At 64.0% G+C, this 15,162-nt stretch carries 12 protein-coding genes; 7 read left to right on the top strand and 5 right to left on the bottom strand.

Translation table 11 applies throughout. The annotated features are described in order from the left end of the window. Positions 1-60: 60 nt before the first annotated feature. A complete protein-coding gene (locus GNH96_RS00160; RefSeq protein ID WP_169601183.1) occupies positions 61-2,136 on the bottom strand; it encodes a carbon starvation CstA family protein in 2,076 nt (691 codons plus the stop codon). 176 nt (positions 2,137-2,312) lie between these two features. Between GNH96_RS00160 and glgA the strand changes: the two genes are divergently transcribed. Both glgA and GNH96_RS00150 read left to right on the top strand, forming a co-directional pair. Next, the gene (gene glgA / locus GNH96_RS00155; RefSeq protein ID WP_228719926.1) at positions 2,313-4,439 is read left to right on the top strand and encodes a glycogen synthase; all 2,127 of its coding nucleotides are present in this window, start codon (positions 2,313-2,315) and stop codon (positions 4,437-4,439) included. Positions 4,440-4,445: 6 nt separating this feature from the next. Beyond that, positions 4,446-5,711, top strand: a complete 1,266-nt coding sequence (locus GNH96_RS00150) for an alpha-amylase family glycosyl hydrolase (protein ID WP_169601181.1) — start codon at positions 4,446-4,448, stop codon at positions 5,709-5,711. Positions 5,712-5,851: 140 nt separating this feature from the next. Here the strand turns inward: GNH96_RS00150 and yihA are convergent, their stop codons facing one another. Further along, positions 5,852-6,484 carry a ribosome biogenesis GTP-binding protein YihA/YsxC gene (gene yihA / locus GNH96_RS00145; protein ID WP_169601178.1) on the bottom strand — a complete coding sequence of 211 codons (633 nt, stop codon included), beginning with the start codon at positions 6,482-6,484 and terminating at the stop codon, positions 5,852-5,854. 167 nt (positions 6,485-6,651) lie between these two features. Between yihA and GNH96_RS00140 the strand changes: the two genes are divergently transcribed. The 3 genes from GNH96_RS00140 to GNH96_RS00130 all read left to right on the top strand — a co-directional run bounded on the left by GNH96_RS00140 (position 6,652) and on the right by GNH96_RS00130 (position 8,875). After that, positions 6,652-7,269 (top strand): c-type cytochrome, encoded by a 618-nt coding sequence (locus GNH96_RS00140; protein WP_228719925.1) that lies wholly within the window; start codon positions 6,652-6,654, stop codon positions 7,267-7,269. Between the two features lie 107 nt (positions 7,270-7,376). After that, the gene (locus GNH96_RS00135) at positions 7,377-8,021 is read left to right on the top strand and encodes a thiol:disulfide interchange protein DsbA/DsbL (protein ID WP_169604516.1); all 645 of its coding nucleotides are present in this window, start codon (positions 7,377-7,379) and stop codon (positions 8,019-8,021) included. Between the two features lie 14 nt (positions 8,022-8,035). Beyond that, positions 8,036-8,875, top strand: coding sequence for an endonuclease/exonuclease/phosphatase family protein (locus GNH96_RS00130; protein WP_228719924.1), 840 nt, complete (start codon positions 8,036-8,038; stop codon positions 8,873-8,875). A 7-nt stretch (positions 8,876-8,882) separates the two neighbouring features. Here GNH96_RS00130 and GNH96_RS00125 read toward each other — a convergent pair whose 3' ends face one another. Next, positions 8,883-11,231 (bottom strand): Lon protease family protein, encoded by a 2,349-nt coding sequence (locus tag GNH96_RS00125; RefSeq protein ID WP_169601174.1) that lies wholly within the window; start codon positions 11,229-11,231, stop codon positions 8,883-8,885. 42 nt (positions 11,232-11,273) lie between these two features. Then, a complete protein-coding gene (locus GNH96_RS00120; RefSeq protein WP_169601172.1) occupies positions 11,274-11,702 on the bottom strand; it encodes a hypothetical protein in 429 nt (142 codons plus the stop codon). A gap of 277 nt (positions 11,703-11,979) precedes the next feature. On the opposite strand from GNH96_RS00120, the gene gap reads away from it, so the two are divergent. Together gap and pyk are read left to right on the top strand one after the other, a co-directional pair. Beyond that, positions 11,980-12,990, top strand: a complete 1,011-nt coding sequence (gene gap / locus GNH96_RS00115; protein ID WP_169601170.1) for a type I glyceraldehyde-3-phosphate dehydrogenase — start codon at positions 11,980-11,982, stop codon at positions 12,988-12,990. A 6-nt stretch (positions 12,991-12,996) separates the two neighbouring features. Then, positions 12,997-14,460 (top strand): pyruvate kinase, encoded by a 1,464-nt coding sequence (gene pyk, locus GNH96_RS00110; protein ID WP_169601168.1) that lies wholly within the window; start codon positions 12,997-12,999, stop codon positions 14,458-14,460. Positions 14,461-14,472: 12 nt separating this feature from the next. Here the strand turns inward: pyk and GNH96_RS00105 are convergent, their stop codons facing one another. Then, positions 14,473-15,063 (bottom strand): HNH endonuclease, encoded by a 591-nt coding sequence (locus GNH96_RS00105; protein ID WP_169601165.1) that lies wholly within the window; start codon positions 15,061-15,063, stop codon positions 14,473-14,475. Positions 15,064-15,162: the final 99 nt, after the last annotated feature.

The raw sequence follows: 15,162 nt of genomic DNA, 5'->3' as shown, positions 1-15,162 counted from the left end.
CATGTTGCTGTGGGGTTGCGTCGACTTGCCCAGCGGATCTAGCAAGTGCCGCGCCTGGTCTCAGTCCCGGACCCAGTCTTCGGCCAGCCGGCTCGGTAGGTGCGGTGACTCGCTGCTGGGTGGATGCGGGCGCTTGGCGAACACGCAATAGCAGACCCTCAGCGTGTCCGCGACCAGGACCCAGCTCAGTCCCAGGAACGCCGCAGTCAGGGCGGCATCGAGATAATCGTTGAAAATCAATTGGGGCGCCTTGGCGGCCTGATCCGCCGAAAGCAGGCCGGCCGTGAGCTTGTCGCCCAGGTCGCGGGCATGGGCCAGGAAGCCCACGCGCAGTTCGGAGCTGAACAGCTTGTCCCAAGCGGCGCTGCTGGTGACCACGATCAGCCAGGACAGCGGCAGGGCAGTGACCCATGCGTGGACAGCCTTGCCGGTTTTGACCAGAATGGTGGTGGCGACGCACAGGGCGATGGCCGCCAGCATCTGGTTGGCGATGCCGAACAGCGGCCACAAGCTGTTGATGCCGCCCAGCGGATCGATGGTGCCCATGTACAGAAAATAGCCCCAGCCGGCGACGACCAGCGCCGAGGTGAACAATACGCCGGGATACCAGCCGGTCCGTCCCAAGGATGGCAGCCAGTTGCCGAGCAAGTCCTGCAGCATGAAGCGGGCGACCCGGGTGCCGGCGTCCAGCGTGGTCAGGATGAACAGCGCCTCGAACATGATGGCGAAGTGGTACCACAGCGACAGCAGGCCGTCGCCGAAAGCGCTGGCAAACAGGCTGGCCATGCCCACGGCCAGCGAGGGGGCGCCGCCGGTGCGGGCGAATAGCGTCGCCTCGCCCATCTCCCGTGCCAGGGCCGCCATTTGCTCTCCATCGACCGGGAAGCCCCAGGACGAGATCGTCGCCACCGCGTCGGCGGCTTCCTTGCCGACCACGCCCGCCGGGCTGTTGATGGCGAAATAGACGCCGGGATCGAGCACGGTCGCCGCGATCATGGCCATGATCGCGACGAAGGATTCCATCATCATGGCGCCGTAGCCGATGAAGCGCGCGTCGGCCTCGTTGGCCAGCAGCTTGGGCGTGGTGCCGGAGGAGATCAGGGCGTGGAAGCCGGACACCGCGCCGCAGGCGATGGTGATGAACACGAACGGAAACAGTCTGCCGCCGAAGATCGGTCCGGTGCCGTCGATGAAGGCCGTGAGCGCCGGCATCTTGATGTCGGGATGGAGGATCAGGATGGCGACGGCGAGGGCGGCGATGGTGCCCAGCTTCATGAAAGTGGACAGGTAATCGCGCGGGGCCAGCAGCAGCCACACGGGCAGCACCGCGGCGGCGAAGCCGTAGGCGATGATCATCAGCGCCAGGGTGGGTGCGTCGTGATCGAACCAGGCGCGCAGGGCCGGATGGTGGTCGATCCAGCCGCCACCGGCGACCGAGAGGACCAATAGAGTGACGCCGATCAGCGTCGCCTCGATCACCCGGCCGGGGCGTATCTCGCGCATGTACAGGCCGATCAGCACCGCGATGGGGATCGTCGCCGCCACCGTCGAAGTCGCCCAGGGGCTGTGCTTCATGGCGTTGACCACGACCAGGCCGAGCACCGCGATCAGGATGATCATGATCGCCATGACGCCTATGAGCGCCGCCGAGCCGCCGATGGGCCCCAGTTCGTCGCGGGCCATCTGGCCCAGCGAGCGGGCGTCGCGGCGGATGGAGCACACCAGGATCACGAAATCCTGCACGCAGCCGCCGAACACCGCGCCGATCAATAGCCACAAGGTGCCGGGCAAATAGCCGAACTGTGCCGCCAGGGTCGGGCCGATCAGCGGCCCGGGGCCGGCAATCGCGGCGAAATGGTGGCCGAACACCACCCAGCGGTGGGTAGGGACGAAGTCGCGGCCGTCGTTGAAACGCTCCGCCGGCGTGGCGCGGCTGGCGTCCAGCAGCAGCACGCGGCTTGCAACAAAGGCGCTGTAGAATCTATAACCGAGCGCATAGACGCATACGGCTGCCGTGACGAACCACAGGCTGCTGACCGGCTCGCCGCGGCTGAGTGCGATGCCTCCCAGTGCGGATGCGCCGAGCAGCGCGACGGCGGACCAAATCAGAATGGCTGTGAGCTTGCGAGGGAGCATGGCGTTTGCGGGTCCTACTTGTTGGGAATCCTCCGGGGCCCGGCTGCCTTCGATCGCCGGCGGGCCGGGCGTAGCAGCGTATTATGCACAGTCTATGCATGACTGAGGTAGGCAACCGGGGCGCGGGTCCCGTGCCTGCTTGAACGAATTCGAGAGACGCCATCCGGAGGATTGATATGGCTCGCAAACCCAAAGCGCCGACGGCCCCAGAGTCCGAGACGACGAAAACACCCGCCAACAGCGGCAAACCGGTTCGGGTGCCGCCGCTGGACCCGGAGAAGCCGGCCGGGCCGAAGATGCAATCCGTCGGTTCCGAGAAAGCCGCAGACAGCGGCAAGCGGAAGCCCGATACGGGAAGCGCATCGCCCGAATCGCCCGAATCGGGCGGTTCGGAAGAGCGTCCTGCGGCATCCGCCGGCATTTCGTCCCCTTTGCCGACGGTGGCGAAGACCCCGGCCACGGCACCCGTCGGTCCTGCCACCGATCCGGTGTCCGAAACGTCGCCTCCGACCCCGGTCGAAACGGCGCGCGATGCGGTTCCGCCTCCGACTCCGACGCAGGCTGCTTCGGAACAGGTTGAGGCGGAAACCGAAGCGGCCGGGGCGGCGGACGCCCGGATGGAATCCGGCACTGCCGCTCCGCCAACGGCTGTCTCGCCGGATTTAAGGGGAGCCGGTGCGGCTGAGGACGCCGTTCCCGAGCCTCCTCACGCCCCGGAATGGTCGCCGCCGGTCGCTGCGGAAATGCCGGAAGCCGAGCCGGCCGAGCGAGCAGAGCCGGCCGAGCGAGCGGAGCCGCCGCCTCAGCCTCACATCCAGCCACGGCCCTCGTTGTTCGTGGTCCACATCACCCCGGAGCTTGCGCCGGTGGCGAAGGTCGGCGGTCTGGCGGACGTGGTTTTCGGCCTGGGCCGTGAGCTGGAGATCCGCGGCAACCACGTCGAAATCATCCTGCCCAAGTACGACTGCATGCGCTACGACCACATATGGGGTCTGCAGCGCATCTTCGACGATCTATGGGTGCCGTGGTACGGCGGGGCCATCCACTGCTCCGTCTATTTCGGCTTCGTGCACGGGCGCAAGTGCTTCTTCATCGAACCGCATTCCCAGGACAATTTCTTCAACCGCGGCGCGGTGTACGGCTTCCATGACGACATCTTCCGCTTCGCCTTCTTCTCACGGGCGGCGATGGAGTTCCTGTGGAAGTCCGGCAAGCATCCCGACATCATCCACTGCCACGACTGGCAGACGGCGCTGGTGCCGGTCTACCTGTACGAGATCTACCAGCCGATGGGGATGCGCCATCCGCGGGTCTGTTTCACCATCCACAACTTCAAGCACCAGGGCGTCACCGGTGCGCAGGTGCTGCATGCCACGGGCCTCAACCGGCCGGACTACTATTTCCATTACGACCGCCTGCGCGACAACCACAATCCGCACGCCATCAACCTGATGAAGGGCGGCATCGTCTACGCCAATTTCGTCACCACGGTGTCGCCGCGCTACGCGATGGAGGCCAAGGATCAGGGGCAGGGTTTCGGGCTGGAGCCGACCCTGCACATTCATCACATGAAATACGGCGGGGTGGTGAACGGGATCGATTACGACGTCTGGAATCCGGAGATCGACCCGCATATCCCGGTGCATTTCGGCGTGGAGACGATCGAGGGCAAGTATGCCGACAAGAAGGCGCTGCGCGACCGGTTGCTGCTCGCCGACAACGAGAAGCCGATCGTGTCCTTCGTCGGCCGGCTCGATCCCCAAAAGGGCATCGAGCTCATCCGCCATGCCTTGTTCTACACGCTGGGTCAGGGTGGTCAGTTCGTCCTGCTCGGCTCCAGCCCGGACGGGGCGATCAATGGCTATTTCTGGGGCCTCAAGCGGCAGTTCAACGACAATCCGGACTGCCATCTGGAAATCGGCTACAACGAAGAGCTGGCGCATCTGGTCTACGCCGGCTCGGACATCATGGTGGTGCCCAGCCGCTTCGAGCCCTGCGGCCTGACTCAGCTCATCGCCATGCGCTACGGCACCATCCCGGTAGTGCGCGAAGTCGGCGGCCTGGCCGACACGGTGATCGACAAGGATTTCTCGCACCGGCCCCTGAACGAGCGCAACGGCTACGTGTTCCGCGACTACGACGAACGCGGGCTGGAGTCGGCGCTGGGGCGGGCGATCGCGTGCTACTACCAGTATCCGGACCATTTCCGCGAATTGATGAAGAACGCCATGCGCTACGACTATTCCTGGAACCACCCCGGGCAGGACTATATGAATATCTATGACTACATCCGGGACAAATAGCCGCCCATGAGAATCTACAACCTGTTCCCGCGGCTGGCGGGCCGCTTCGCCCAGTGGACGCCCCATCTGGAACGGGCCGCGGCCATGGGCTTCGACTGGATCTTCGTCAATCCGATCCAGCAGGCCGGCCGTTCGGGCAGCCTGTATTCGATCAAGGATTACTTCCGGATCAATCCGGCTTTCGTCGATGGCTCGGCCGTAGCGGAAGATCAGGTCCGCGCCATGATCCGGACCGCGAACGGCCTGGGGATGAAGGTCATGGTCGACCTCGTCATCAATCATTGCGCCTATGATTCGGCCCTGCTTCGGTCGCATCCGGAGTGGTTCGTCCGGGAAAACGGCAACATCGTTCATCCATCCTGCGATCAAGACGGCCATCGGGTGGTATGGGAGGATCTCGCGCAGTTCGATTTCCGCCCGACGACCGACCGGGAGGCGCTGGTGCGCTACTGCCTCGAAATCGTGCGGTTTCTGTGCCGGCTGGGCTTCAGCGGGTTTCGTTGCGACGCGGCTTACCAATTACCGCCCGAAATCTGGCAGCGCCTGATCAGGGAAATCAAGCGCGAATGGCCGGAAACCGTATTCGTCGCCGAGACCCTGGGGTGTTCGCCGGACCAGACCCGGCGAACCGCCCAGGCCGGCTTCGACGCCATCTTCAACAGCTCGAAGTGGTGGGACTTCACCAGTCCCTGGCTGCTGGAGCAGTACCAGCTCACCCGCGAGGTCTCGCCCTCGATCGGTTTCCCCGAGAGCCACGACACGCCGCGGCTGATGGAGGAGGCGCAGGGCAACGTGGACGCCTTGAAACAGCGCTACCTGTTCGCCGCGCTGTTCTCCGGCGGGGTGATGATGCCGATCGGATACGAGTTCGGATTCCGTCGCCCGCTGCATGTGGTCGACACCCGGCCCGACGACTGGGAGTCGCCGGCCTGCGATCTCACCGGCTTCATCCGCACGGTCAACGAGGTCAAGGCCCGCTGCCCGCTGTTTCAGGAAGACAGCATCACTCAGCTCCTGCCGCACCCGAATCCCGCCATCCTGCTGATGTGGAAGGCCGGGCGCCGCCAGGGCGAAGAAGCTTTGCTGGTGCTCAACAAGGACCCCTGGAACCGGCAGTATTTCCGGGCCGACGATCTGTATCAATACGTCCAGGGGCGGGCGCCGCTGCGGGATCTGTCGCCGGAATGGCGGCTCGATTATGTTCCGGTGCCATTCGAGTTCGAACTCGGCCCCGGCATGGGGCGGGTCATGGTGACCGACATGGGGAATTGAACTTTTTCTCGGCGCGATAATCCATACCAACAAGTCGTCTGGATTCGACGCGCAATCTACTCATCGTCTCCCTTGTGAGTAGCCTATGCAATCCCGGCTCCCCCTAGCCGGGCAATCACGCCCTCCGGAGCGTCCCCCCTCTAGGCTCCGGAGGCTTTTTCTTTGTCCTCCGGGGGCAGGGCAAGCCATTTGCCCAATACTTCCCAGGCTTCCTCGGTGCCGGTTTTCTTGAGAGAGGAAAACAGCTGAACGCTGAAATCCGGCGCACCATAGCTCGCAAGCCGGGTTTTCGCCAGGAGCCAAGTGTTCTTCGCCGCTCCCCGGCTCAGCTTGTCGCTCTTCGTCAGCGCCACATGCAGGGCGATGCCCCGGTGGGCGCACCATTCGATCATGATTTCATCCATCTCGGTGAACGGGTGGCGGATGTCCATCAGCAGGAACACGCCGCGCAGCGACTCCCGGTAGCGGAGATAGCGCTCCAGCGCCGCTTCCCAGCGCCGGTGAATTTCGCCGGGCACCTTGGCGTAGCCGTAGCCGGGCAGATCGACCAGCCGCCGCTCGTCGTCGATGGTGAAAAAGTTGATCATCTGGGTTCGGCCCGGCGTCTTGCTGACCCGAGCCAGCCGGCCGATGTTGGCGAGCGTGTTGATCGCACTGGATTTGCCGGCATTCGAGCGTCCGGCGAACGCGACTTCGTAGCCCTGGTCGGGCGGGGCATCCTTCGGTTCCAGGATGCTGCGCAGATAGCGTATGGATACGGGGGGGATTTTCACGAGGGGTGGGGGATCGTTGCAATGCAAGGGCGACATTCTACACTGCGGTCCCCGTCCGGGATGCTCGGTGTTGACTTTTCAGGGCGATCCCTATTTGATTCGGGTGTTTTGTCATGAATGCAGTCGGCCGATCATGGCCCGCTATTTTTTTTTGAGATAATTCGCTGATGAAAACAATGACGATCAAGGCGCTGGCGTTCGGTATCGGACTGGCGACGCTGGGGGCGAGCCCGTGGGCCTTCGGAGAGGGGAATCCCGCGGCGGGCAAAAAAAAGGCCGAGACCTGCTCGGGCTGTCACGGCGAGGACGGCAACAGCAATGCGCCGATTTTTCCCAAACTTGCCGGGCAGCATGTAGCCTACCTGTCCAAGCAGTTGCACGAGTTCAGGTCCCAGAGCCGGGGCGAATCCACCATGGCGGCGATTGCCGAGCCGCTGAGCGATGAGGACATCGCCGACCTCAGCGCATGGTTCGCCAAGGGCACCGTGCATGTCGAGGAGGAGGAGGGCGACTACTCCGCAGGAGAGCGGCTCTACCGTGGCGGCAATCTGGCGAAGGGCATTCCCGCCTGTTCCGCTTGCCACGGCCCGCACGGCGAGGGCAGCGGGGAGGCCGGTTTCCCGGCGTTGCGGGGCCAGTATTCGGCCTATGTCGCCAAGGCCTTGCGCGAGTTCAAGGCCGGCGAGCGGCGCAACGACAGGAACCAGATGATGCGCGACATCGCGGCGAAACTGAGCGATGAGGACATCGGTGCGGTGTCGGATTTCGTTTCGGTCCTGAAATGACCCGCAGGCCTGGCATCGCCGGGCCGTTTCAACACATATCGATCGTATGAGCTTCGGGCCGCGGAGCGGACCGATTCGGAGGAAAATTCGTGAATACAGGCATCCACATGTGGCGTACCGGTTTGGGACTGGCGTTTCTGGCGCTGTTTTCCTCATTACTGATTGCGGCCCCGGCGGAAACCAAGGAGTACACCGCCGGCAAGGATTACGAGGTGATCAATCCGCCTCAACCGACCTCGGATCCCTCCAGGGTCGAAGTCCTCGAATTCTTCTGGTACGGCTGTCCGCATTGTTACCATTTCGAGCCGGATCTGAATTCTTGGCTGAAGACCAAGCCGGACAACGTGGCCTTCATCCGCCAGCCGGCGGTTTTCAACGAGCGTTGGGCGGCGCACGCCAAGATGTTTTACACGGCCGAAGCATTGGGCGTCCTGGACAAGCTGCATCCACAGTTCTACGAGGCCATTCAGGTCAAGAAACTGGCGCTCGCCAGCGAAGACGAGCAGGCCAAGTTCTTCGCCGAGCACGGCGTCGCCAAGGATGCCTTCCAGAAGGCGTACAAGTCGTTTACGGTGGATGCCAAGATGCGGCAGGCCGAGAGCATGGGTGCGCGTTACGGCATCAGCGGAACGCCGACTCTGGTGGTCAACGGCAAGTACCGGGTTTCCGGTTCGCTCGCCAAGTCGTATCCCAATATGATCGCCATCACCAACTACCTGATCGCCAAGGAAAGCGGCAAGCCCGCGAAATAAGGCCGGGAATGTCCATGGGGGGGGCTCTGGCGGTTCGCGAGCGCATGGTGGATGCGCTCCCCGCGCCGGCGAACGCCGATGCGGCGCCGGTCGTGCTTCGTCTGGCGAGTTTCAATATCCAGACCGGCATTTCCACTTCCAGCTACCGCGACTACATCACGGGGGGTTGGCGGCACGTCTGGCCATCGACCAAGCGCCTGCCGAATCTGAACCGCATCGCGCAACTGCTCAAGCCGTTCGACATTGCCGGTCTGCAGGAGGTGGACGGCGGCGGAATGCGCAGCCACAACATCGTGCAGACCCAATACCTGGCCGAGCACGCGGGCTTTGCCTACTGGCACAACCAGGTCAACCGCCGTATCGGCAATCTGGCGCTGCACAGCAACGGCCTGCTCAGCCGGATCCGCCCCGACTTCGTTCACGACTATCCCCTCCCCGGCATGCCGGGGAGGGGCGCCCTGCTGGCCCGTTTCGGCCTCGATCCGCGGAATGCGCTGTATGTCTGCGTGGCGCATCTGGCCTTGAGCCGCCGGGCGCGTCTCAAGCAACTGCGCTTCATCAGCGACCTCATCGGCCATTTGCCCTATGTGGTGTTGATGGGGGACCTCAATTGCGAGCCGAATACGCCGGAACTCGACCTGCTGCTGGGGGCGACCCACCTGAGCGATCCCGTCTGCCGGCTGAAGACCTTTCCGAGCTGGCGGCCGCACAAGATGCTCGACCACATCCTGGTCACGCCCTCGTTGGGCGTCAACCGGCTGGAAGTGATCGATTTCGCCTGCTCCGACCATCTGCCGGTCGCCATGGAGGTGGTGCTGCCGGAGGCGTTGGCGCAAATCGGGCATCCGGCCTGACCACCTTTCAATTTTTCTTGTCGGAGCACTCCGCGAAAGCCTTGAGCCGGGATACGGCGAGCCGGTTCACGGTGCGCGCCGCCTTTCCGGTCATCAGTTCGAGCGCTTCGTCCACGGTGTGAACCGCGTACACGGCGAATTTCCCCGCGCTCACGGCATCCGCCACTTCCGTTTTCAGCATCAGATTGCGGACATTCCCGGCCGGGATGATCACCCCCTGTCCGTTGGCGAAGCCGCGGGCCCGGCATAGCCGGAAAAAACCCTCGATTTTCTCGTTGACGCCGCCCACGGCCTGCACTTCGCCGTGCTGGTTCATCGAGCCGGTGACCGCCAGCGTCTGGCGGATCGGGACGCCCGTCAGCGCTGACACCAGGGCGCAGAACTCACCCAGTGATGCGCTGTCCCCGTCGATGTAGCCGTAGGACTGCTCGATGGCGAGGTGGGCCGAGAGCGCGAGCGGGAAGTCGCGGGCATAGCGGAACGCCAGGTAGCCGGAGAGGATCAGCACGCCCTTGGAGTGGATGGCCTGGCCCAGTTCGGCCTCGCGTTCGATGTCCACCACGCCGCGCTCGCCGGGCGAGACCGTGGAGGTGATGCGGGCCGGCATCGCGAAACAGGTCTCGCCGGCTTCCAGGACGGTCAGCCCGTTGACGCAACCGACCTTCTCCCCCTCGGTCGCGATGAGCAGAACGCCCTCCATCACATCGTCCAGCAGCTCCTGGTTCAGCCGGTCCAGGCGCCGCTCGCGCGCCGCCAGCGCCCGGTGGACATGTTCGGCCAGGACCGTCTCGGCGCCATCCCGACGCCGTTCCAGGTCGGCTTCGGCCAGGATTTCGCAGATGTCGCCGATGCGCGCCGACATCCGGCTCTGGTGTTCGGCCATGCGAGCGCCGTACTCGAGCAGCGCGGCGATGCCGCAGGCGGAAACGGCCCCGTGTCCGGCCTGTGTCGCCTGGGTCTTGATCAGGCGGGCAAAGTCCAGCATCGACCCCGGGCAGAGAGGGAAATAATCGTCGAAGTCCACCGGAAGCCGGAACAGCTCCTTGAAATCGGGGTCGGCCGCTTCCAGCAGGTAATACAGATCCCTCGACCCCACCAGCACCAGTTTGATCTGGAGCGGAATGGGCGCGGGGCGCAGGGTCCGCGCCTTGGTTCCGCCGCCGGCGTCGGTCGGGGGTGGCTCGATGCAGAGCTGGCCGGTCTTGAGTGCCCGCTTGAGCGCAGGCCAAGCCTCGGCATCGCCGACCAGTTGCTCGGCTTCCACGATCAGGCAGCCGTCGTTGGCCTGGTGCAGCAGACCGGGAAAGATCAGCCGCGCAGGCGCGCGCGAGGCTTCCTGATCGCCGGGCGGTTCGATGCGGCCGAACAGATTGGGATAGGTGGGATTGGCGGCGAACAGCACCGGGGTTCCGCCCTTGGGATCGTGGCTGACCAGCAGGCAGGGGGCATAGCGGTCCAGCAACTGGTTGCGGCGGCTCGCTTCCTCGCGAGGGTCCTGGCCGCGGTCGTCGAGCAGGTATTCGGCCACGGTGCGGTCCAGGTGCTCACCCAGGACCGTGATGTGGGCTATCAGGGCCGAGCAGTCGGCATAGGGTTCGGCGAGGTGCGACAGCAAAGGCGCCGCCGCCTGTTCGATCGTCTCCCGGTTCAGCGCCCGCAGCGATTCCGTGGCTTCCCGCTTCCACTGGGGGAGTTCCAGCAGGGCCTCGTGCAGGTCATCCTCGAGCTGCCGTACCTGGGCGTGGAACTCCGCCTTCCGCGCCTCGGGCAGGGCGGCGAACGCCGCTTCGTCGAGCGGCGCGCCGTCTCCCCGTAGGGCGAAGGAGATGTCATCGCCGTCGCGGAACAGCAGGATGCCATGCTGTTCGGCCTTCCTCCCCACCGCATCGACGGCTTCGTCGAAACGCCGGGAAAACTCCCGGTCGATCGCGGTCCGGCGGCGCTGGTAGGCCGGATTGTCGAAGGCCGCCGGAAACGTCGCCAGGAGACTGTCGACGAAGGTTTCGACGTCGGCCGCAAAGCGGCGGCCCATGCCGGCGGGAAGGGCGACGGCGACCGGTTCGCTCGGCTGGGCGAACTGGTTGAGGTACAGCCAGTCGCAAGGGGCGGGCCGCTCGGCGGCTCTGCGTTCGAGCAGCCGTTTCACCAGCGACAGCCGGCCGGTGCCGGGATCGCCCATCACGTAGAGGTTGTAGCCGGGGTGGCGGATGGTCAGGCCGACGTCGATGGCTTCCTGAGCCCGCTGCTGGCCCAGGATATGGTCGAGCGGTTCCAGTTCGGCGGTCGAGGCGAAAGGCAGGTCGCCCGGCGAAATGACGGTTTTCAGCGCGGCGGCGGGAAGGGGCGGTCTGGACATGGATGCCTGCAAGGGGACAAAGGGCCGGACGGTACGGCGGGATCAGCGAGTCGCGGCCAGGGAAACGACGACCGCGCCCGGAAGCCCTCGGTCGTCCCGGTGCTTCAGGTGGACAAGCGCGCGCTGGAATTCGCTGTGCAGGCGGGGCAGGATTGGAAGCGATTCGGCCGTGTAGTACACGACCTCGAAGGGCACCGGCATTTCCAGGCTGCTTCGTTCGCCGGGCCGGAACGCTTGCCAGGCCATCTGGATATGGCGGGGGCCCGCGCCGTCGACGAACACGATTTCGACGTCGTCGGCCACGGCCAGGTACTGCATGCTGCGGATGGGGACGAACAGCGGATCGGGACGGCGGCGTCCGAGCAGAATCCGGCTGAGGTTGTACGTCGCTCCGCCGAGCATGCGCGCCTCGCGTTTGAGTTCGCGCGAACGATAGAAGGTTTCCTGCATCTGGATCGGCGCCGCTAGCATGATCTGGACTAAGCTATCAGCCTTGGCGCTCGGAGGGCAAGAACTGGACGCTCGGCCCGGCGCTTTGCTATATTGGCCCCGCTTTGTTTTGGCAGATTCCCCGGAGAACGCTTGATTCTCCTTCGCTGAGGCCCAAAGGTATCCGGCTGTCCGGCCGGGCGGGACGGTCTCGAACGCTCTCTCCCACCCCACTTCCGCCGGCCGCCAAGGGTTCGAGGGCTCTCGCGCACAACAACAATTCCTCACCACGTTTTTCAGCAATTTCTGGAGCAGGGCCATGACGATTAAGATTGCAATCAATGGATATGGGCGCATCGGCCGCAACATCCTGCGGGCGATTTACGAAACCGGGCGCAAGGATGTTCAGATCGTCGCCATCAACGACCTGGGCGATGCCCAGATCAACGCTCACCTCACCCGGCACGACACGGTGCACGGGCCGTTCCGGGGAACCGTGGAGGTCGGCGAGGGCGAAATCATCGTCAACGGCGACCGCATCAAGGTTTTCTCCGAGAAGGACCCTTCCAAGCTGCCATGGGCGGCGCTGGGCGTGGACGTCGTGCATGAATGCACGGGGGTGTTCCGCAACAAGGCGAAATGCCAGCCGCACCTCGATGCCGGCGCCAAGAAAGTGATCATTTCCGCGCCGGCCGACAAGAACGAGTGCGATGCGACGATCGTCTACGGCGTCAACGACCACACGCTGAAGGCCGTCCATACCGTCATTTCCAATGCCTCCTGCACCACCAACTGCCTGGCGCCGCTGGTCAAGCCGCTGATGGAGAAGATCGGCATCGTGTCCGGCCTGATGACCACCGTGCATTCCTACACCAACGATCAGGTGCTCACCGACGTCTATCACAAGGACCTGTACCGGGCGCGGGCGGCGGCCCTGAACATGATCCCGACCAAGACCGGTGCGGCGCAGGCCGTGGGTCTGGTCCTGCCGGAGCTGGACGGCAAGCTGTCGGGTTTTGCCATTCGTGTGCCGACGGCCAATGTATCCGTGGTCGATCTCACCTTCATCGCCGCCCGGGAGACCGGCAAGGACGAAATCAACGCCGTCCTCAAGGCCGCGTCGGAAAACGAGCTGAAGGGCATCCTCGCCTACAACGACCAGCCGCTGGTCTCCAGCGATTTCAACCATACGACGACATCGTCCAATTTCGATTCCACTCAGACCAAGGTGGTCGGCAATCTGGTGAAAGTGCTGAGCTGGTACGACAACGAGTGGGGTTTCAGCAACCGCATGCTGGATACCACCGTCGCCTTGATGAACGCTCGATAGGGAGACATGAGAAACATTCGCCGCACCAAGATCATCGCCACGCTGGGACCGGCTTCCGAGTCCCCGGAGATGCTCGAGAGACTGCTTAAAGCCGGCGCCGACGTGGTCCGGCTGAATTTCTCCCATGGGACGGCGGAGGAACACCGTGTCCGCGCCGAGCGGGTGCGCGAGATCAGCCGGCGCATGGAGCGCTATGTCGCCATCCTGGCCGATCTGCAGGGCCCCAAGATCCGCATTGCCCGCTTCAAGGACGATCGCAAGGTGGTGCTGGAGGAGGGCCGGCCTTTCGATCTGGACACCGCGTTTCCGCCGGATCAGGGCGATGAAACCCAGGTCGGCTGCGCATACGAGGCCTTGCCGACGGATGTCGCGGCAGGCGACACGCTGCTGCTCAATGACGGTCTGATCGAGCTGAAGGTCAAGGCGGTCGAAGGGACCCGGGTCAAATGCATCGTCAGCGTGGGCGGCGTATTGTCCAACCACAAAGGCATCAACAAGCTGGGCGGCGGATTGTCGGCTCCCGCCCTGACCGAGAAGGACAAGGCGGACCTCATCACCGCCGTGAGCATCGGCGCCGATTATCTGGCGATCTCCTTTCCGCGATCGAAGGAAGACATGCTGGAAGCCCGCGAACTGCTGCACCGGGCCGGAGGCAACATGGGGCTGGTGGCCAAGATCGAGCGCGCGGAAGCGATCAGGGACGGCGTGATCGAAGGCATCATCGACGCATCCGACGCCATCATGGTGGCGCGCGGCGACCTGGGTGTGGAGATCGGCGATGCCCGCCTGCCGCATGAGCAGAAGAAACTGATCCGGCTGGCGCGCTCACGCAACAAGGTCGTCATCACCGCCACCCAGATGATGGAGTCGATGATCGAGAATCCCTTGCCGACCCGGGCCGAGGTGTCCGATGTCGCCAACGCCGTGATCGACGGCACCGACGCCGTGATGCTGTCCGCCGAGACCGCGGCGGGCAAGTTTCCGGACCGGACCGTGGCGACCATGGTGCGGGTTTGCAAGGAGGCGGAGAAGTATCCGCGGACGCGCCAGTCGAGCCACCGGATGGACGAGGTATTCCACCGCATCGACGAGGCCATCGCCATGTCGGCGATGTACATCGCCAACCACCTGCCGGTCAGGGCCATCGGTGCGTTGACGGAGTCGGGGTCGACGCCCTTGTGGATGTCGCGCATCAGTTCCGGCATCCCCATCTTCGCCCTGACGCCGCACGAAAGCGTGTGCCGGCGCGTGACGCTGTTCCGGGGAGTTTATCCGATTTTTTTCGACGAGAAGGATATTTCAGATCACCACGTGCTCAACCGGGCGATCGCCGAAGAGTTTCTCAAGCGCAACCTGGTGAAGATGGACGATCTGGTCATTCTGACCAAGGGCGATCTGACCGGCCGCACCGGCGGCACCAATGCCTTGAAGATATCGCGCATCAGCGACGTGATCGCCGCCGCCCCTTAGGCCGGAGTTCGTTCAGCTCGCCCGTTCGTGCAGCGGGCTCTTGCGGGGGAAGTGAGCCTTGAGGAATTCCATCTGGTCGGCGAGCACGCGGCGGCCCTGCAGATAGATGTATTCGGCGTGAGTCGGCATGAAGGGGATGGCGAGCAACTGCATCTTCGCCTCCTCCGGCGTCCTGCCCGCCTTGTGGTTGTTGCAGCGCTTGCAGGCGGTTACGACATTGTTCCAGGTGTCCGAGCCGCCGCGGCTGGTGGGCTGGATATGGTCTCGCGACAATTCGTTGTGGCGGAAGTTGTTGCCGCAATAGAGGCAGATGTGGCCATCGCGGCGGAACAGGGCGGCGTTGTTGAGCGGCGGCACATAGCTCAGATCGATCTTGTAGCCGCTGTTGGCATGGCCGAAGGTGGCTACGATCGAATTCACCTCGATCCGGCTGCGCTGCCCCGTCCTGGCGTTGATGCCTCCCCGTAGCCGGAACAGAATGCTACCGCAACCGTAGGCGACCTGTTCCAGATAATAAAGCTTGGCGGCTTCCTGATAGCCTATCCATTCGAGCGGCATTCCCGAGGCATCCGTGCGCAATACCTGAAGGTGGCGATGATGCATGGCTTCTCCTGCGGCTGAGGTACTTTCAAAAATTGTTCATGAATCTTGACAAATCGGGTCCCAAACGGCGTGTTTCTGCAATGACTTATGCACAGTGTA

The organism is Methylococcus geothermalis, assembly GCF_012769535.1.
In the GTDB taxonomy this organism is placed as follows: domain Bacteria; phylum Pseudomonadota; class Gammaproteobacteria; order Methylococcales; family Methylococcaceae; genus Methylococcus; species Methylococcus geothermalis.
This window is presented reverse-complemented; position numbering and strand designations above follow the sequence as displayed.

Excerpts from the sequence above, each read along its gene's own strand:
- GNH96_RS00135 (WP_169604516.1), top strand. The coding sequence starts at position 7,377 with ATGTGGCGTACCGGTTTGGGACTGGCGTTTCTGGCGCTGTTTTCCTCA.
- GNH96_RS00105 (WP_169601165.1), bottom strand. The coding sequence starts at position 15,063 with ATGCATCATCGCCACCTTCAGGTATTGCGCACGGATGCCTCGGGAATG.
- GNH96_RS00125 (WP_169601174.1), bottom strand. The coding sequence starts at position 11,231 with ATGTCCAGACCGCCCCTTCCCGCCGCCGCGCTGAAAACCGTCATTTCG.
- GNH96_RS00160 (WP_169601183.1), bottom strand. The coding sequence starts at position 2,136 with ATGCTCCCTCGCAAGCTCACAGCCATTCTGATTTGGTCCGCCGTCGCG.
- pyk (WP_169601168.1), top strand. The coding sequence starts at position 12,997 with ATGAGAAACATTCGCCGCACCAAGATCATCGCCACGCTGGGACCGGCT.
- glgA (WP_228719926.1), top strand. The coding sequence starts at position 2,313 with ATGGCTCGCAAACCCAAAGCGCCGACGGCCCCAGAGTCCGAGACGACG.
- GNH96_RS00130 (WP_228719924.1), top strand. The coding sequence starts at position 8,036 with ATGGGGGGGGCTCTGGCGGTTCGCGAGCGCATGGTGGATGCGCTCCCC.
- GNH96_RS00150 (WP_169601181.1), top strand. The coding sequence starts at position 4,446 with ATGAGAATCTACAACCTGTTCCCGCGGCTGGCGGGCCGCTTCGCCCAG.
- gap (WP_169601170.1), top strand. The coding sequence starts at position 11,980 with ATGACGATTAAGATTGCAATCAATGGATATGGGCGCATCGGCCGCAAC.
- GNH96_RS00120 (WP_169601172.1), bottom strand. The coding sequence starts at position 11,702 with ATGCTAGCGGCGCCGATCCAGATGCAGGAAACCTTCTATCGTTCGCGC.
- GNH96_RS00140 (WP_228719925.1), top strand. The coding sequence starts at position 6,652 with ATGAAAACAATGACGATCAAGGCGCTGGCGTTCGGTATCGGACTGGCG.